This window comes from Corallococcus llansteffanensis, from assembly GCF_003612055.1.
Classification (GTDB): domain Bacteria; phylum Myxococcota; class Myxococcia; order Myxococcales; family Myxococcaceae; genus Corallococcus; species Corallococcus llansteffanensis.
In genome coordinates, this window is sequence record NZ_RAWB01000189.1 from 1 (window position 1) to 16,058 (window position 16,058).

A 16,058-nucleotide genomic window follows, 5' to 3' on the forward strand; every position below is an offset into this window, starting at 1 on the left:
ACCGGACATGCCCGGAGTCCTCTCCGTGCCCGCGCCGTCAGAGCGAGCGGATCCACCGGACATGCCCGGAGTCCTCTCCGTGCCCGCGCCGTCAGAGCGAGCGGATCCACCGGACATGCCCGGAGTCCTCTCCGTGCCCGCGCCGTCAGAGCGAGCGGATCCACCGGACATGCCCGGAGTCGTCTCCGTGCCCACGCCGTCCGAGCGAGCGGATCCACCGGACATGCCCGGAGTCCTCTCCTTGCCCGCGCCGTCAGAGCGAGCGGATCCACCGGACATGCCCGGAGTCCTCTCCGTGCCCGCGCCGTCAGAGCGAGCGGATCCACCGGACATGCCCGGAGTCCTCTCCGTGCCCGCGCCGTCAGAGCGAGCGGATCCACCGGACATGCCCGGAGTCGTCTCCGTGCCCACGCCGTCCGAGCGAGCGGATCCACCGGACATGCCCGGAGTCCTCTCCATGCCTGCGCCATCCGAGCGGGCGGATCCACCGGACATGCCCGGAGTGCCCGCATCCTGCGCGCGAGCCGCCTCCGTGGACGTGCCCGGGCGGCGCGCTGGCGCCACCCCGTGCGCGGTAGCGTCTTCCCCGCCGGACCCCGGCGTCCAGGCCCCATGCGCTGGCCGCTCCGGCGCGGTGGACTCCTCTCCACCCACGCCCGGCACCCAGGCATCCTTCGTCACCTCCTGGTTGTGCAGCCGCACCGGGGGCGCCTTGCGAAATCCGAGCTCCGCCGGGACCGCGCTCGCCGCCTGACGCAACCTCGCCGCGTCCAGCGTCTCCGTCGCGATGTCCTCCTGCGCCCGGAGCGCCTCCGCTTCCTCCGGCACCGGCCCCGTCACGGGGGGCGCGCGCACCGACGGGAACTCCTGCCGCGTGTTCGCGCGCTCCGGCTGCTCGCTCAGCAGGTCGTCCACCATCTTCTGCTCGATGACCTTCTCGCGCGGGAAGGCCGCGGACATCAGCCGCACCAGGTCCTGGTCCGTCACGCCCGGCGTCAGCTTCTCCTTCAGCGCCGCCAGCGCCTCGCCCATCGCCGCCGCGGAAGGGAACCGGTCGTTCGGCTCCGCCGCGAGCGCGCGCACCAGGAACGCATCCACCGCGCGCGGCAGGTCCGCGCGGTAGCGCCCCGCGGGCTCCCACTGCGGATAGGCCGCGCGCCGCCAGCGCTCCAGCGGATCTCCGCGCTGGGACAGCGGCTTCCACGCGAACATCTCCCACAGCACCACGCCCGCCGCGTACACGTCCGCGCGCCGATCCACCGTGCGCTTGCGGGCCTGCTCCGGCGCCATGTACGTGAGGTTGCCAATCACCACGCGCGGCGCGGTCTGCTGCTCCTTCAGCGTGGACTGCGCCGCGCCGAAGTCGATGATCTTCACCTCGCCCGCGTAGCTCACGCACACGTTCGCGGGCGACAGGTCGCGGTGCACCAGGTGCAGCGGGTGCCCCTGCTCGTCCGTCGCGTCGTGCGCGTACTGCAATCCCTCGCACAGCCGCTGGCCCAGCTGGAGCAGCGGCCCCAGGGGCATCATCCGCTGGCGCTGCCGCAGCCGGTACGCCAGCCGGCTGAGCGTCTTGCCCTGTACGTACTCCATGGCGAGGAAGAGCTGCCCGTCCACCTCGCCCATCGCGTACACGCGCGCGATGTTCGGGTGCGCCAGCCGCACCACCACGCGCGCCTCGTCGCGGAAGCGCCCCACGAACTGCCGGTTCTCCAGGAGCCCCGGCAGCACCTTCTTCACCACCACGGCGCGGCGCACGCCCTCCTCGCGCGCGAGGAAGACCTCCCCCATGCCCCCCGCGCCAATGCGGCGCACGAGGGTGTAGGGACCGAAGCGCAGCGGCCCCTTCAGGGGCTCGGGCTCAACGGGCGTCGCCAAGCGCGCGGAACGCCTTGCGGGCCGCGGCGAGGACGTGCGCCACCTCCGGCTCGCCGATGGCCAGCGACACGAACGCCGCCTCGAACTGGCTGGGCGGCAGGTACACGCCTTCGTGCAGCATCGCGTGGAAGAAGCGCCCGAACTTCGCCGTGTCCGCCTTCTTCGCGGACGCGTAGTCGAACACCGGCTCCGCCGTGAAGAACACCGTGAGCATGCTGCCCACGCGGTTCACCGTCACCGGCACGCCCGCCGCCTTCGCCTCCGCGCGGAAGCCCTCCTCCAGCAGCAGGCCCAGGTGCTCCAGCCGCGAGTACGTGCCCGGCGCCGCCAGCGCCTTCAAGCACGCCATGCCCGCCGCCACCGCCACCGGGTTCCCGGACAGCGTGCCGGACTGGTACACGGGCCCTTCTGGCGCCACCTTGGACATGATGTCGCGCCGGCCGCCGTACGCACCCAGCGGCATGCCGCCGCCCACCACCTTCGCCATCGTGGTGAGGTCCGGCTTGAGCTTGTACAGCTCCTGGGCGCCGCCGCGCGCCAGCCGGAAGCCCGTCATGACCTCATCCAGGACGAAGAGCACGCCGTGCTTCTGGCAGAGCGCCTGCAGCCCCTCGAGGTAGCCGGGCCGGGGCACCAGCACGCCCATGTTGCCCACCACCGGCTCGATGATGGCGCAGGCGATGTCCTTGCCCTTCTCCTCGAAGATGCGCTCCACCGCGGCCAGGTCGTTGAAGGGCGCGGTGAGGGTCAGCGCCGCCAGCGCCGCCGGCACGCCTGGCGAGTCCGGCAGGCCCAGCGTCTCCACGCCGCTGCCGGCCTTCACGAGGAACGGGTCCCCCGCGCCGTGGAAGCAGCCCTCGAACTTGAGGATGTGCTCGCGGCCGGTGAAGCCGCGCGCCACGCGGATGGCGGCCACCGTGGCCTCGGTGCCGCTGGACACGAGCCGCACCTTCTCCACCGACGGCACCGTGGCGCAGAGCAGCTCCGCGAACTCCACCTCCGCGGCCGTGGGCGCGCCGAAGGTGGTGCCGCGCCGCGCGGCCTCCAGGATGGCCTCGATGATGGGCGGGTACGCGTGCCCGAGGATGAGCGGGCCCCAGCTCCCGACAAGGTCCACGTAGCGGTTGCCGTCCACGTCGGTGAGCCACGCGCCGGAGCCTTCGCGGAAGAAGACGGGGTCGCCGCCCACGCCACGGAAGGCGCGCACGGGAGAGTTCACGCCACCCGGGATGCGCGCCTGCGCACGGGCGAAGAGGGCCTGGCTTTGAGCGTGTTTCATGCCGGGTTCCATAGCACGCGCCGGGCGCCGCTCCCCGTTCCACGTGGGCCCCCGGTGTCGCCTTTCCACCCCCTGCGGATGCCTGCCCGCACGGCGAAGGACCGCCCCCGGCCGAGGACGCCATTTCCCGGGCCATCCACTCGGTATTTTCATTTACAATCGTTCTTCACTTTCAGATGAAGAAGCCATGGGAGCGAAAATGCCTGCCGTGTTCCATCTGCCCGCGCGGCTGATTCCCTGGCTGCCGCCTCAACCCTGGCTCCAGGTGCGCAGTGCCACACGGCCCGTGCTCCGGATGGGGGAGCGTGAGGTCCGCCTCCGGCTGCTGGAAGCACCCTCGAAGCTCAGCGTCGACCAGCTCCCGGCCTTGTTGAGCCTGGGAGCGGCCGCGAAGGACCCGGGCCATGGGGTCCCCCTGCTCGTGGGCGCGTTTCTCAGCCAGCGCATCCGCGAGGCTCTGGAAGCACGGGATGCGAACTACCTGGACGCGAGCGGACACCTTCATCTGGTCGCGCCGGGCTTCTTCATCCACCTGGGCGGGGGACGCTCGGCACCAGGCGTGAAGCAGCCTGGACAGGGCACCCTGGGCGTTCACGGTGTCCGGGCCATCCAGACCCTGCTCGGGGAACAGGCCCCCGTCTCGGTTTCCCAACTGGCCGAGCGCGCCGCCCTCTCCGTGGGGCAGACGCACAAGGTCCTCACCCGGCTCGAGGAGGTGGGGCTGGTTCGGACCAGCGGCAGGGGTCCCGCGAAACGACGCACCGTCCGCGAGCGCACCGAGTTGCTCGACTGGCTCCAGACACAGACCAGCGCCACGCGCAGGGAGCGGTCCTTGCAAGTGGCCCTCTATGCACGCCGTCCCGAGGACCTCTGGTTGCACTCCAGCACGAAACTGAGCAAGGCAGGCATTCCTCACGCACTCACGGGCGCCGCCGCCGCCAGCGTGTTTGGCATTGGCCCCACGAGCGTCCCCCTGTCGCGCGTCCGCATCTCGCCCAAGGTGCCCTTGAGTCAGGCAGCGGAGGCCCTGGGTGCGGAGGTGACCGAGCGCGGAGCGAACCTCACGCTGCTGCAGGATACGGGCAAGGTCGGCTGCCAGTCTGCCACCCACCAGGATGGCATCCTCGTCGCGCCACCGGTCCGCATCTACCTGGATGCCCGCTCCGAGCGGCGGGGCGAGGACATCGCGCAGCGGTTCCGCGAGGAGGTCCTTGGCTACTGAGGGCGGACATCTGGGCGAGTACGACCCTTCGGTCCGGTCCGCCCTGCTCGCGGAGGCAGTGCACGTCGTCCGCGCGTTCGGCTTCGCGGGCGCGCACGTCGTCATCATCGGCGGCCTCGTCCCCTCGCTGCTCGTGCCGAAGCCCGAGGTTGGCATCGAGCCCCATATCGGCACGCAGGATCTCGACCTCTGCCTGCGGGTCGCGCTCGTGGAGGGAGAGGTGGGCCACTACGAGCGGCTGGAGCGCACCTTGAAAGCAGCGGGCTTCACCATGGACTCCCGCTCCAGCTGGCGCTGGAAGGGAGGCGTCACGCACCCGCTCACGGTGGAGTTCTTCTGCGCCCTCGCCCCCGGACGTGAGGCAGGCAGGTTGTACCGGCCCGGTGGCGTGGTGGGAGGAAGGCTCTCCGCGTTGGTCCTGGCCGCCGGGAGGCTCATCGACCGGGACTTCCTGGAGAAGGAGGTCGTCGTCGTTCTGCCAGGGGGAGGCGGCCGGACACGCCAGCGGCTGAGGGTCGCGGGTCCCGCCGCCTACCTCGCGGCCAAGGTGGATGCGCTGCGGAAGCGCCCCAAGAACAAGGACGCCTACGACATCGTCTGGCTCATCGAATCCTGGCCTGGAGGTCAGGCCGGGCTCGCCCCGGTCATCCAGGCAAGCCCCATCCACGACGACCCGGACTTCCAACAAGCCCTGGTCGCGCTGGCACAGGAGTTCGAGGACCTCGACGCGGCGGGCGCGCGAAAGTACGCCCGCTTCGTGGCTTCCCCAGGTGTCGATCCTGATCACTCCGCCCGACGCGCCAGCGGCGCCGTGAAGCTCCTGCTGGCCGAGCTCGCTGCCCTGCGGCTATGACCCTCCGCATGCGAATCCTCCACACCATGCTCCGCGTCGGCGACCTGGAGAAGTCGCTCGACTTCTACACCCGCGTCATCGGCATGACGCTGCTGCGCCGACACGACTACCCGGAGGGCCGGTTCACCCTCGCCTTCGTCGGCTACGGCCCCGAGGACACCCACCCCGCCCTGGAGCTCACCCACAACTGGGACACGGCGAAGTACGAATTGGGCACCGCCTACGGCCACATCGCCCTGGGCGTCAGCGACATCCACGCCACCGCCAATGCCATCCGCCAGGCCGGCGGCAAGGTCGTCCGCGAGCCCGGCCCCATGAAGCACGGCACCACCGTCATCGCCTTCGTCGAAGACCCGGACGGCTACAAGGTCGAGCTCATCCAGCAGAAGACCTGACAGGCAGCGAAGGCAGCCACGACCCAGGGGGTGCCAGGCCCTCAGTGGGGGGTGCCGGACGGACCAGGCAGGCGGGCGAAGTTTCAACGCGATGTTTCGCGCCTTCCGCTCGCCGCGCCCCCGACAGGGGTGTAGAGAGGCCGGCGCGCCGCGCATCGCAAGCGCGCACCCTCCCCTTTCCGAGGCACGTCGTCATGGTGGAGAGTCCCCAGAGCCAGAACGCGTTGTCCCCCGATGAGCTTAACGAAGCCTGGGCCGTGCTGTCCGTGGACGAGCGCGTGGAAGGCTTCCGCCTGCTGCCCCCGGCGGTGGTGGACGACTTCTTCCTGGGCCTGTCCGCGCGCGAGCAGGCAGAGCTCATCCTCACCCTGCCCTCGGGCGAGCGCCGCACCTGGGTGCGCCTGCTGCCCCCGGACGACCTCGCCGACCTCGTCCAGGCGGTGGAGCCCGAGCAGGTGGACGCCATCCTGTCGCAGCTCGACGACGCCAGCCGCCGCGAGGTGAACGTCCTCCTCGCGTACGCGGAGGACGACGCCGGCGGTCTGATGAACCCGCGCTTCGCCCGCGTGCGCCCGGACATGAGCATCGACGAGGCCATCGGCTACCTGCGCAAGCAGGCGCGCGAGCGGGTGGAGACCGTCTACTACGCCTACGTGCTGGACGCCGAGCAGCGCCTCCAGGGCGTGCTGTCCCTGCGCCAGCTCTTCCAGGCCGCGCCGGACAAGCGCGTGGCGGACGTCATGCAGCGCGACGTCATCACCGTGGCGGAGAACACCGACCAGGAAGCGGTCAGCCGCACCTTCTCCGAACACAGCTTCATGGCCATGCCCGTGGTGGACGAGGCGCGGCGCATGAAGGGCATCGTCACGGTGGACGACATCGTGGACGTGGTGCAGGAGGAGGCCACGGAGGACATCCAGAAGGTCGGCGGTATGGAGGCCCTCGACGCGCCGTACTTCGACGTCGGCTTCCTCGCCATGCTCAAGAAGCGCGCCGGCTGGCTGATGGTGCTCTTCCTGGGCGAGATGCTCACCGCCACGGCGATGGGCTACTTCGAACACGAAATCGCCCGCGCCGTCGTCCTGAGCCTCTTCATCCCGCTCATCATCAGCTCCGGCGGCAACTCCGGCAGCCAGGCCACCACGCTCATCATCCGCGCGCTGGCGCTGTCGGAGATGCGGCTCAAGGACTGGTGGCGCGTGGCGAGGCGCGAGCTGGGCACGGGGCTGGCCCTGGGCTCGGTGCTGGGGCTCGTGGGCTTCATCCGCGTCATCGTGTGGCAGGCCCTCTTCCACAGCTACGGGGACCACGCGGTCGTCATCGGCCTCACCGTGGGCGTGTCCCTGGTGGGCGTGGTGTTGTTCGGCACGCTGTCCGGCTCCATGCTGCCGTTCATCCTGCGGCGCGTGGGCTTCGACCCCGCGAGCGCGTCCGCGCCCTTCGTCGCCACGCTGGTGGACGTGTCCGGGCTCGTCATCTACTTCTCCGCGGCGAGCCTCTTCCTGCGCGGCAGCCTGCTGTAGGAGCCTGGCCATGATCGCCACCACCCCGCGGCGCACGCTCACCCTCGCCCCGGCGCCGGGCCAGCCCGCGCACGTCTCCGCCGCCAGCGGCCTGGTGCGCGTGGGGGACTGGCTCTACATCGTCGCGGACGACGCGCTCCACCTGGCCATCTTCCCCGCCACCGGGGACGCTCCGGGCCACACGGTGCGCCTCTTCCCGGGCGAGCTGCCCGAAGGCCACGCGGCCCGCAAGGCGGCGAAGCCGGACCTGGAGGCGCTGTGCCGGCTGGGCCCGTCCGCCGCCTTCGCGCACGGCGCGCTGCTGGCGCTGCCCTCGGGTTCGACGCCCGCGCGGCGCCGGGCGTCGGTGCTGCCCTTGAACGCGGACGGGACGCTCGCGGGTCCGCCCCGCACCGTGGACTGCACGGCGCTGTACGTCCAACTGGAGCGCGAGCTGGTGGCGCTCAACGTGGAGGGCGCGGCGGTGGCGGGCAAGCGACTGCGGCTGCTCAACCGGGGCAACGGCGAGGGCGGCGTGGACGCGCTGGTGGACCTGGACCTGGACCGCGTGCTCGTCGGCGTGGACGGCGGCGCGCTGGGGCCGGAGGCGGTGCGCACCGTGCGCCGGTGGGAGCTGGGTGAGGCGAACGGCGTCCGGCTGTCCTTCACGGACGCATCCGCGCTGCCGGACGGCCGCATGGTGTTCACCGCCACCGCCGAGGACTCCCTGGACCGCGTGGCGGACGGCCCCGTGAAGGGCTCCGCGGTGGGCGTGCTCGCGCCGGACGGCACCCCGGTGTACCTGGACGCGGTGGACGCGGCGCTCAAGCTGGAGGGCGTGGACGCGCGCGTGGAGGGCGGACGCATCCACCTGCTGCTGGTGGCGGACGCGGACGATCCGTCGGTGCCCGCGCCGCTGCTGGAGGCCGTGCTGCCCGTGCCGGGCTGAATCAGCCCTGGCGCTTCACCGGCAGCGGGCCGAAGGACTGCGCCACCGGCATCATCGAGATGACGTTGATGTTCACGTGCGCGGGGCGCGAGGCCACCCAGTGCACCGTGTCCGCGATGTCCTCCGGCGTGAGCGGCTGCATGTTCGCGTACAGCGACGCGGCGCGGGCGTCATCGCCCCGGAAGCGCACGTTGGAGAACTCCGTGCCGCCGACAATCCCCGGCTCGATGTCCGTCACGCGCACCGACGTGCCGTGCAGGTCCGCGCGCAGGTTCAGGCTGAACTGGTGCACGAACGCCTTCGTCGCGCCGTACACGTTGCCGCCCGGATAGGGGAACTCCGCCGCGACGGAGCCCAGGTTGATGACGTGGCCCCGGTCGCGCGCCACCATGCCCGGCAGCGCCGCGCGCGTGCAGTACAGGAGGCCCTTGACGTTGGTGTCCACCATCACGTCCCAGTCCTCCAGCCGCGCCGCCTGCGCGGGATCCAACCCCAGCGCGAGCCCCGCGTTGTTGACCAGCACGTCCACCTGCGCGAAGTCCGCGGGCAGCGACTCGAAGGCCTTCTGCACGGCCTCGCGGTCCATCACGTCCAGCACCACCGGGAGGACCTGGTCCCCCAGCTCCGCCCTGAGCGCGTCCAGCCGCTCGCCCCGGCGCCCGGTGGCGATGACGCGCGCGCCTTCCTTCACGAAGCGGCGAACCACGGCCAGCCCCACGCCCGCGGTGGCCCCTGTCACCAGCACGTTCATGTGATTCCTCCCACGAAAAGGAGCACGGCCCCGGCTTGCGCACGGAGCGCGGCCCGGCCGTTACATGGCATGCGAGGAGGGCGGGCGCACGCGAATGCGCCCGGGCGCGCGGGAGGTCAGTCCCCGCGGTCGTTGGAGGCTTCCTCTGCGGTGCCGCCCATGGCCTCCACGGAGGTGCGCGCCTGCTTCGCGCGGTCGAAGGCCACTTCCTTCTTGCCGATGCCTTCGGGCGTGTTGTTCGCCAGCCGGCGGCGCGCGCGCGCGATGGCGTCCTGCACGAGCGTCGGATCCGGGTGCGTCTTCAGCGTCTCCACCCAGGTCTCGATGGCCTTCTCGTTGTCGCCCGCGTCCGCGCGCAGCTTGCCCATCTCGAAGAGGGCGTGCGGCGCCAGCTCCGAGTCCGGGAAGCGCGCGCGCAGGTCCGCGTAGGTGCGCAGCGCTTCCTGGCGCTTGCCTTCCACCATGGCCAGCGCCTGCGCCTGGAGGAAGAGGGCGTCATCCACGTAGGCGCTGGCGGCGAAGCGCTCCGGGAGCTTCTTCGCCTCCAGCTCGCACTGCGGATAGTCCGCCAGCTCGAAGTAGAGCTTGGCCACCTGGTACTGGAGCTCCGCGCTCTGCGGCGGGTTGCGGTGCAGCGCGGCGGTGAGCTGATCGATGGAGCCGCGCAGGTCGCGGTAGTGCACCCGCAGCAGCTCCGCGAGGATGATGCGCGCCTCCAGCGCCTCCGGGGACTCGGGGCACTGCTGGATGAGCTGGCGGTAGACGGACACCGCCTCCTTCACCTTGCGCTGCTCCAGCCAGTACACGTCCGCGGCGCCCTTGAGGGCCCGGGCGCGCATCACCAGCGCCTCCGGGGACTCGTCGCGCAGCAGCATGTCGTACGCCTTGCGGTACTCCACCAGCGCTTCGTCCGGACGCTTCTCGAAGATGGCGTCGCGCGCGCGCTGCATGTGGTCCAGCGGCTTGTCGCGGCAGCCGGTGACGGCGAGCGCTCCCACCGCGAGCGTGAACATCCACCGCCGGGCTCCAGGCCTCATTCGCAGGACTCCGGGATGAGGCGCACGCAGCGGGTCTCGTCGCAGCGCACGCACTCACGCTCGGAGGAGACGTCGGTGACGCACACGGAGACGCGCGAGGTCCGGGGGCAGTCCTCGGACGTGACGCAGCGGTAGAGGGACCCGTCGGTGCGGGTGATGTCCACCGGCGTGGAGCCGCAGGACTCCAGGTTGTTGCATCCCAGGAGCCCGGCCGACACGACCGCCATTGCTCCGAACCAGGCGCATTGCACGGCCTGGGTTCTAGCCAACTTCCGCCCCCGGGTCACGAATCGTGCGCCCGTCCGCCCGCCCGCCCATCCGCCTTGAACCTGACGTGAAGCGACATGGGCGCATGGTCACCCCTTCGCCGGGCGTGCTAGCCCTGTCGCGTCACGCCGCACCACCCCACCTGCTCAGGAGCCTTGAAACCATGAGTCTTCCCTCACGTCCTCGCGCCGTGGTGACTGGCGCCGGCAGCGGTCTGGGCCGTGCGTTGTGTGAAGTCCTGGCCGCCCGCCAGGCGAGGGTGCTGGTGTCGGACATGGACCCGGCCACCGCCGCGGAGACCGCCCGCCGCGTCACCGCGCTGGGCGGCGAGGCGCGCGTGCACCCGTGCGACGTCACCGACGCGTCGGCGGTGGAAGCGCTCGCGCGCGCCGCGGACGAAGCGTTCGGCGGAGTGGACCTGCTCGTCAACAACGCGGGCGTCGGCGCCGCGGGGGCCATTGGCGAGATGCCGCTCGCGGAGTGGCGGCGCGTGATGGACGTGAACCTGTGGGGCGTCATCCACGGCTGCCACGCCTTCGTGCCCCGCATGCGCAAGCAGGGCTCCGGACACGTGCTCAACATCGCCTCCCTCGCGGGGCTGGTGTTCGCGCCGCACCTGGGCGCCTACAACACGACCAAGGCCGCCGTCGTCGCGCTGTCGGAGACGCTCTACGCGGAGCTGCACCCGCTGGGGCTGGGCGTCACGGTGGCGTGTCCCTCGTTCTTCCGCACGAACATCGCCGCCGCCGCGCGCTACTCCGACCCGGCCATGAAGGGCATGGGCGCGAAGCTGGTGGATGGTGCGAAGTGGGGACCGGAGTGGGTGGCCGCGCGGCTGCTCACGGCGGTGGACCAGGGCGCGCCGCACGTGCTGCCCATGGCGGATGCACGCTGGTTCTGGCGCCTGCGCCGGTGGCTGCCGGGTTTGACCCTCCGGGGCATCATCGAAGTGGAGAAGCGCTATCGCAAGCGCGCCGCGCGTCAGCCCTGAGAGGGCCCGCGGCGGTCAGTTGTTGCGATGCGAGGGCGCCGTACCGGACGTGAGCACGGAGGCCATCGAGTTGCGCTGCTTGACGGTGCGCGCCTTCTGGTCCTGCTTGTCCAGGTGCTTCATCATGGCGGCGAGGTGGGCGTCGGACACCTTGCACTGGATGGCGCTCACCTCCTGGTGACGCCGCCCCAGCTCGTTCCACATCGCCAACCGGCCCTGGCTTCCCATCAGTCGGTCTTCGACCGCGTCCAGGGCCTGGTCCATCTGCTTGCCCTCGGCCTCCAGCACCGCGAGCCGGGCTTCGGAGTCCTCGGGAGACTGTCCGCACCCGGTGGAGACGGTGAGTCCCAGCACCGCTGCCAGTCCGAGCCACATCCGCCGCATCCCCACCGTCGCCTCCCAGGTGTCTCGGGCCGTCCACCGACCGTCAGGCAGCGCAAGGTAGGGACGGCCTTCGGGAGCGACAACCTGCACTCACGGCGGGGGCAACCAGGTTTTCAGGAGCGAACGTTTGGGGAACTTTCCCGTCCCACCGGTTTGACGATGAGTCAGAAGGGCCCTGGAGCGGCACGCATCCGGTGCTTCAGGATGAACTCACACACCTCGCGCGCGGCGCCGAAGCCGGCGGCGCGCTGGGCCACGTAGTGCACCTGGGCGCGCACCTCGTCCGGGGCCTCGGGCACGGTGGCGGAGAAGCCCACCGCGTTGAGCAGCGGCAGGTCCACGACCTCGTCGCCCATGTAGCCGCAGTGCTCGGCGGACACGTCGAGGATGCCGAGCAGCTTCTCGAAGTGCGCCACCTTGTCGTTGCTGCCGAAGTGCACGTGGCGCAAGCCCAGCGACTGCATGCGCATCTGCGCGGAGAGGCTGTCACCGCCGGAGATGGCGGCCACCTCGATGCCGGCCTCCTGCAGCCGCTTGATGCCCATGCCGTCGCGCACGCTGTACATCTGCGTCCAGCCGGAGTTGGGCACCCAGAAGATGCGGCCGTCGGTGAGCGTGCCGTCGATGTCGAAGATCATCACCGACAGGCGCGCCACCCGCGCCTTGAGGGATTCCAGGTCCTGGTTCATCGCGCGTCCCCTACTTGGGCACGGCCTTGAGCGAGGCCTTGCCGTCCTTGATGACGACCTTGAACTCGACGGCCTTCGCGTTGTGCTGCTTGAGCAGCTCCGGCACCTGCTTGCGCAGCGTGGCCGCCACCGCCTCGTAGGACAGCTTGGACGTGTCCTCCTGGCAGCGGCGCTTCGCGGTGACATACGCGTCGTACACCGCGCGCAGCTTGTCGTCGGACATGCCGCTGCCCGGACTGGCCGCGGCGGGACGCGGTGCACCCGGGGCCGCCGCCGGAGCCGCGGACTTCGCGGCCATGCCCGGAGGCACCGCGGGACGCCCCGCGGCAGGGGTGCCACCGGCCACCGAAGGCACGGCGGGCGTCAGCGAAGGCAGCTTCGTGGGTCCTGTCACCGCCGGAACGCCTGGCACGGCGGGCGTCCCCCGGAACGGCGTGCCCGCCACCGGAGCCACCGCGGAAGCCGCCACCGCGGGCACCACGGGCTCGTTCACCGGGCGGCCAGGGACCTTGGGCTCGTTGATGGGTCGCCGGCCCGTCAGCTCTTCAATCTCCTCGATCTCCATGTCGGAGATCTCCTCCGGCAGCTCCACCACGTCCTTGCGGCGCTCGCCGGAGGTCTCGGGCTTCTTCTGGGCCACGGCGCGGCGGCGGGCCTTGGCCAGGTCGCGGTGGTAGGTGCCGGCCTCGATCTCCTGGATCGTCCGCACCCACAGCCGCTCATACGTGAGGAACTTGTTGTGGAGGCTCTGCACGCGGAACTTCACCGACGTGCTGCGCACGAAGGCGCCCTTGAGCTTCATCATCCGCTTCTTGAGGTCTTCGTGCGCGCGGATGGGCGCCTGCCGCTCCATGCCCAGGAAGTACTGCTCATAGGTGTGGCGCAGCTCCGCGATCTCCGACTCCAGCGCCTCACACTCGTGGAGGGCGGCTTCGCTGGAGGAGCTGGCATCCTGCGCGGGCCGGGCCCCGCCTTTGGCGGCGGGGCGGGCGTTGTCGGGAGGCGGCATGTCCCTGGAGTGTCCCCAACCCGGGCGCGGCTCGCAACCTCAGGCCGCCGACGGGGTCGGTCCCAGGCCCGGCGCCTCACCCGCCGGCCGGTGGCGTGCCAGCAGCACCGCACCGAAGGTGAACATGCACAGGGAGATGAACTGGCTGGTGGACACGTTGTACCAGGCCTCCAGGGGCACCATCCCGGCCAGCGCCTCGGCCCCCAGCGACTCCAGCAGGCCGTGCAGGGTGCCGCGCTCCACGTCGCCCCGGAACAGCTCCACCGTGGTGCGCAGGACGGCGTAGGCCATCAGCCAGAGGGCGAAGATGTGCCCGTGGAAGCGGCGGAAGCGGCGCGCGTACAGCAGCACCACGAAGAGCACCAGCTGTCCCACCGACTCGAAGAGCTGCGTGGGGTACACCGGCAGGGTGGTGCCGTGCAGGGCCACCCAGTCGGAGATGCGCACCGCGCCCGGCGCCGCCTGGTGGAGCACCTGCCCCGTGGCCTCGATGACGAAGCGGTGGTCATCGGCCTGCGACCCGTACGCCAGGCTGGACGCGCGCCCCAGCTGGCCGAACAGGTCCTGCGCCACGCCTGAACCGGGGAACGTCACCCCGGTGTGCGACTGGCTGCCCGCCATGTCCCCCCAGCAGCAGCCGGCGGAGAAGCAGCCCAGGCGCCCCAGGCACTGGCCCAGCGACACGGTGGGGATGCACACGTCGGCCAGCCGCAGGAAGTCCATGTCGTGCTTGCGCGCGAAGAGGTACGCCGCGAACCCCGCGCCGATGAGGCCGCCGTAGAACACCAGCCCGCCGCCCAGCGAGAAGGCCTGCGTCCAGTCGCGCGCGTAGTCCTGCCAGTTCACCATCACGAACAGCGCGCGGCTGCCCAGCAGCCCTCCGATGAGCGCCCAGAACGCCAGGTCGATGACCTGCTCGCGCCGCTTCGGCCCCTCCGTGTCCACGAAGCCCTGGCCCTCCACGAAGGTCACCCGGCGCCACTCGTCCTGCGCGAGCATCGCCGCCACCACCACCGCGCAGATGAAGCCCGATGCCAGGAGCACGCCGTAGGTGTGCACCGGGAGGCCCTCACCCCTGCCTCCGGGGAAGGCGTCTCCGGGCAGCGCGTACTTCAGGCCGAAGTACGCCAGCGCCGCGCCCATGGCGGCGAAGCCCCCCGCGCGCTGCAGCTTGTCCTGGAGCGACGCGGGCCCGGCCTTGTCGGACTTCGGATCCACCGGCCCCACCGCGCCGCGCCAGCCGTTGACGGCGATGGAGGCCACCACCCACACCGCGACGGCATACAGCAGCAGCTGCATCCAGAGGCTGGTGAAGGCGAGGCGGAACAGGACGGGGAGCATGGGACCTCGACCGGGAAGCGGCGGGGACTACCGGAGCGGCCGGGCGGGAGCTTCCCGGCCGGCCCGGAATCAGGCGTTGGCGGGCGCGGAGGCGGGCTTCTCCTTGCGGACGAAGGCGTCCACCACGAGCATGCCCACGCCGATGCAGATGGCCGCGTCCGCGACGTTGAAGGACGGCCAGGCCGCCTTGTCGTACCAGTGGGCCTCCAGGAAATCGATGACGAAGGCCCGCGCCACCCGGTCGATGTAGTTGCCCAGCGCGCCGCCCAGCACGAGCGGCAGGCCCCACAGCGCCCACACCTCCGCGGGGTCCTTGCCGGACAGCTTCCGGAAGTAGAAGACGATGAGGAGCACCGCGCCCAGGCTCACCAGGTGGAAGAGCGGGCCGCGCAGGTGGGGCGGCAGGTCGCGGAACATGCCCCACGCGGCGCCCGGGTTCTCCGCGTAGCGGAGGCGGAAGAAGTCCTCCACCACCTCCACGTGCGTGCGCGGCTGGAAGTGCAGCCCGTAGCGGCCGGGCGCCTCCGCGGGCGAGTACATCGCGCCCAGGCGTTGGGACAGCGTGGTGGCCCCGTCGAAGCGGGTCGTGAGGTCGCGCACCACCAGGTACTTCGTCCACTGGTCGAGCACGATGACGCCCAGCGTGAGGGCGAGGAGGATGACGTATTTGCGCGGCACGAGGACGGCTTATACCAGCCCACCCCGGCCCGTCACGGATGCGGGCTCTCGGTGAGCGACGGAGCGGACACCGGCTCGGGCTGGCGGCTGCGGAACGAGTCGAGCAGCATCAACCCCACGCCGATGCAGATGGCCGCGTCCGCGACGTTGAACGTGGGCCAGCGCATGCCCGGCTGGTTGCGCCAGTGCCAGTCGATGAAGTCGATGACGTAGCCCCGGATGAGCCGGTCCACGAAGTTGCCCAGCGCGCCGCCGGAGATGAGCGCCAGCGCCACGCGCACCGACTTCTGGGACGCGTCCGTGCGGCGGTACAGCACCAGGATGAACCCGAGCGCCGCCAGGCTCACCACGTGGAAGAACGCCTTGCGCACCGGGTCCGGCAGGTTGGAGAACATGCCCCACGCCGCGCCCGGGTTCTCCACGTAGCGGAAGTGCCAGTAGTCCTCGATGAAGCGGTACGGCCGGGTGTTGCGCCGCGACACGCCCTCCGCCGGGGGGTCGTTGTCCAGGTTCTGCTCGCGCAGGAAGCCCGCGACGCGCGACAGGCCGTCGCGGCCATCCAGCGCCACCGTCAGCCGTGACACGGCCAGGTACTTGGTCACCTGATCCGCCGCGAGCACGGCGAGGACCACCACGAGGAGGAGGCGGAGGGAGGCTTTCATGCGGTGTCCGACCTCTATCCTGCCCCCGGGAGCCCTGACAACCCGGTCCCCCTGACGCCTGCCGGCCCGCCTGCCTCCGCACTCCCGAAGGGCGGGCGTTTCGGGCATGGTGCGCCCATGGCGCCTGTTGAGCCCGACGTGAAACCTTCTGCCCCCGACATTGCCACACCC

At 71.1% G+C, this 16,058-nt stretch carries 17 protein-coding genes; 6 read left to right on the top strand and 11 right to left on the bottom strand.

What is annotated here, in order from left to right; all coding sequences use genetic code 11:
* Both D7V93_RS18900 and hemL read right to left on the bottom strand, forming a co-directional pair.
* A partial coding sequence (locus D7V93_RS18900) for a serine/threonine protein kinase (protein WP_147451234.1) occupies nucleotides 1-1,878 on the bottom strand: 1,878 nt, incomplete at its 3' end.
* Nucleotides 1,862-3,157: a glutamate-1-semialdehyde 2,1-aminomutase gene (hemL, locus tag D7V93_RS18905; RefSeq protein ID WP_120644758.1), complete on the bottom strand. Its 1,296-nt coding sequence runs from the start codon at nucleotides 3,155-3,157 to the stop codon at nucleotides 1,862-1,864. The genes hemL and D7V93_RS18900, both read right to left, overlap by 17 nt.
* Before the next feature lie 199 nt (nucleotides 3,158-3,356).
* On the opposite strand from hemL, the gene D7V93_RS18910 reads away from it, so the two are divergent.
* From D7V93_RS18910 to D7V93_RS18930, 5 genes are all read left to right on the top strand, one after another.
* Nucleotides 3,357-4,379: a helix-turn-helix domain-containing protein gene (locus tag D7V93_RS18910; protein WP_158623792.1), complete on the top strand. Its 1,023-nt coding sequence runs from the start codon at nucleotides 3,357-3,359 to the stop codon at nucleotides 4,377-4,379.
* On the top strand, nucleotides 4,369-5,232 hold the full coding sequence (locus tag D7V93_RS18915; RefSeq protein WP_158623793.1) for a nucleotidyl transferase AbiEii/AbiGii toxin family protein: 864 nt from the start codon (nucleotides 4,369-4,371) through the stop codon (nucleotides 5,230-5,232). Before D7V93_RS18910 ends, D7V93_RS18915 begins: the two co-directional genes overlap by 11 nt.
* A gap of 8 nt (nucleotides 5,233-5,240) precedes the next feature.
* Nucleotides 5,241-5,627, top strand: coding sequence for a lactoylglutathione lyase (gene gloA / locus D7V93_RS18920; protein WP_120644759.1), 387 nt, complete (start codon nucleotides 5,241-5,243; stop codon nucleotides 5,625-5,627).
* 194 nt (nucleotides 5,628-5,821) lie between these two features.
* The gene (gene mgtE, locus D7V93_RS18925; protein WP_120644746.1) at nucleotides 5,822-7,150 is read left to right on the top strand and encodes a magnesium transporter; all 1,329 of its coding nucleotides are present in this window, start codon (nucleotides 5,822-5,824) and stop codon (nucleotides 7,148-7,150) included.
* A gap of 10 nt (nucleotides 7,151-7,160) precedes the next feature.
* Complete coding sequence (locus D7V93_RS18930) at nucleotides 7,161-8,078, top strand: DUF6929 family protein (RefSeq protein ID WP_120644747.1); 918 nt, start codon at nucleotides 7,161-7,163, stop codon at nucleotides 8,076-8,078.
* Nucleotide 8,079: 1 nt separating this feature from the next.
* Here the strand turns inward: D7V93_RS18930 and D7V93_RS18935 are convergent, their stop codons facing one another.
* From D7V93_RS18935 to D7V93_RS18945, 3 genes are all read right to left on the bottom strand, one after another.
* Nucleotides 8,080-8,829 (bottom strand): SDR family NAD(P)-dependent oxidoreductase, encoded by a 750-nt coding sequence (locus D7V93_RS18935; protein WP_120644748.1) that lies wholly within the window; start codon nucleotides 8,827-8,829, stop codon nucleotides 8,080-8,082.
* A 116-nt stretch (nucleotides 8,830-8,945) separates the two neighbouring features.
* Nucleotides 8,946-9,866 (bottom strand): tetratricopeptide repeat protein, encoded by a 921-nt coding sequence (locus D7V93_RS18940; RefSeq protein ID WP_244237376.1) that lies wholly within the window; start codon nucleotides 9,864-9,866, stop codon nucleotides 8,946-8,948.
* Entirely contained in the window at nucleotides 9,863-10,093 is a 231-nt protein-coding gene (locus D7V93_RS18945) for a hypothetical protein (protein WP_120644750.1), read from the bottom strand. The genes D7V93_RS18940 and D7V93_RS18945 overlap by 4 nt, the downstream gene beginning before the upstream one ends.
* Nucleotides 10,094-10,296: 203 nt before the next feature.
* Here D7V93_RS18945 and D7V93_RS18950 point away from each other — a divergent pair, with 203 nt between their 5' ends.
* Entirely contained in the window at nucleotides 10,297-11,124 is an 828-nt protein-coding gene (locus D7V93_RS18950) for an SDR family NAD(P)-dependent oxidoreductase (RefSeq protein WP_120644751.1), read from the top strand.
* Nucleotides 11,125-11,139: 15 nt separating this feature from the next.
* Here the strand turns inward: D7V93_RS18950 and D7V93_RS18955 are convergent, their stop codons facing one another.
* From D7V93_RS18955 to lspA (D7V93_RS18980), 6 genes are all read right to left on the bottom strand, one after another.
* Entirely contained in the window at nucleotides 11,140-11,499 is a 360-nt protein-coding gene (locus D7V93_RS18955) for a hypothetical protein (protein ID WP_244237377.1), read from the bottom strand.
* 173 nt (nucleotides 11,500-11,672) lie between these two features.
* The gene (locus D7V93_RS18960; protein ID WP_120644753.1) at nucleotides 11,673-12,197 is read right to left on the bottom strand and encodes a KdsC family phosphatase; all 525 of its coding nucleotides are present in this window, start codon (nucleotides 12,195-12,197) and stop codon (nucleotides 11,673-11,675) included.
* Nucleotides 12,198-12,207: 10 nt separating this feature from the next.
* On the bottom strand, nucleotides 12,208-13,206 hold the full coding sequence (locus D7V93_RS18965; RefSeq protein ID WP_120644754.1) for an MXAN_5187 C-terminal domain-containing protein: 999 nt from the start codon (nucleotides 13,204-13,206) through the stop codon (nucleotides 12,208-12,210).
* A 39-nt stretch (nucleotides 13,207-13,245) separates the two neighbouring features.
* Nucleotides 13,246-14,547, bottom strand: a complete 1,302-nt coding sequence (locus D7V93_RS18970) for a prolipoprotein diacylglyceryl transferase (protein ID WP_120644755.1) — start codon at nucleotides 14,545-14,547, stop codon at nucleotides 13,246-13,248.
* A 69-nt stretch (nucleotides 14,548-14,616) separates the two neighbouring features.
* Nucleotides 14,617-15,225 carry a signal peptidase II gene (gene lspA, locus D7V93_RS18975; protein WP_120644756.1) on the bottom strand — a complete coding sequence of 203 codons (609 nt, stop codon included), beginning with the start codon at nucleotides 15,223-15,225 and terminating at the stop codon, nucleotides 14,617-14,619.
* A 32-nt stretch (nucleotides 15,226-15,257) separates the two neighbouring features.
* The gene (gene lspA, locus D7V93_RS18980) at nucleotides 15,258-15,887 is read right to left on the bottom strand and encodes a signal peptidase II (RefSeq protein ID WP_120644757.1); all 630 of its coding nucleotides are present in this window, start codon (nucleotides 15,885-15,887) and stop codon (nucleotides 15,258-15,260) included.
* Nucleotides 15,888-16,058 lie beyond the last annotated feature (171 nt).

Bases quoted from the DNA above. Each gene is read 5' to 3' on its own strand.
- mgtE (WP_120644746.1), top strand. From the start codon at position 5,822: ATGGTGGAGAGTCCCCAGAGCCAGAACGCGTTGTCCCCCGATGAGCTT.
- D7V93_RS18960 (WP_120644753.1), bottom strand. From the start codon at position 12,197: ATGAACCAGGACCTGGAATCCCTCAAGGCGCGGGTGGCGCGCCTGTCG.
- D7V93_RS18955 (WP_244237377.1), bottom strand. From the start codon at position 11,499: ATGTGGCTCGGACTGGCAGCGGTGCTGGGACTCACCGTCTCCACCGGG.
- D7V93_RS18970 (WP_120644755.1), bottom strand. From the start codon at position 14,547: ATGCTCCCCGTCCTGTTCCGCCTCGCCTTCACCAGCCTCTGGATGCAG.
- D7V93_RS18935 (WP_120644748.1), bottom strand. From the start codon at position 8,829: ATGAACGTGCTGGTGACAGGGGCCACCGCGGGCGTGGGGCTGGCCGTG.
- D7V93_RS18965 (WP_120644754.1), bottom strand. From the start codon at position 13,206: ATGCCGCCTCCCGACAACGCCCGCCCCGCCGCCAAAGGCGGGGCCCGG.
- lspA (WP_120644757.1), bottom strand. From the start codon at position 15,887: ATGAAAGCCTCCCTCCGCCTCCTCCTCGTGGTGGTCCTCGCCGTGCTC.
- gloA (WP_120644759.1), top strand. From the start codon at position 5,241: ATGCGAATCCTCCACACCATGCTCCGCGTCGGCGACCTGGAGAAGTCG.
- D7V93_RS18950 (WP_120644751.1), top strand. From the start codon at position 10,297: ATGAGTCTTCCCTCACGTCCTCGCGCCGTGGTGACTGGCGCCGGCAGC.
- hemL (WP_120644758.1), bottom strand. From the start codon at position 3,157: ATGAAACACGCTCAAAGCCAGGCCCTCTTCGCCCGTGCGCAGGCGCGC.
- D7V93_RS18930 (WP_120644747.1), top strand. From the start codon at position 7,161: ATGATCGCCACCACCCCGCGGCGCACGCTCACCCTCGCCCCGGCGCCG.
- D7V93_RS18945 (WP_120644750.1), bottom strand. From the start codon at position 10,093: ATGGCGGTCGTGTCGGCCGGGCTCCTGGGATGCAACAACCTGGAGTCC.
- D7V93_RS18910 (WP_158623792.1), top strand. From the start codon at position 3,357: ATGCCTGCCGTGTTCCATCTGCCCGCGCGGCTGATTCCCTGGCTGCCG.
- D7V93_RS18940 (WP_244237376.1), bottom strand. From the start codon at position 9,866: ATGAGGCCTGGAGCCCGGCGGTGGATGTTCACGCTCGCGGTGGGAGCG.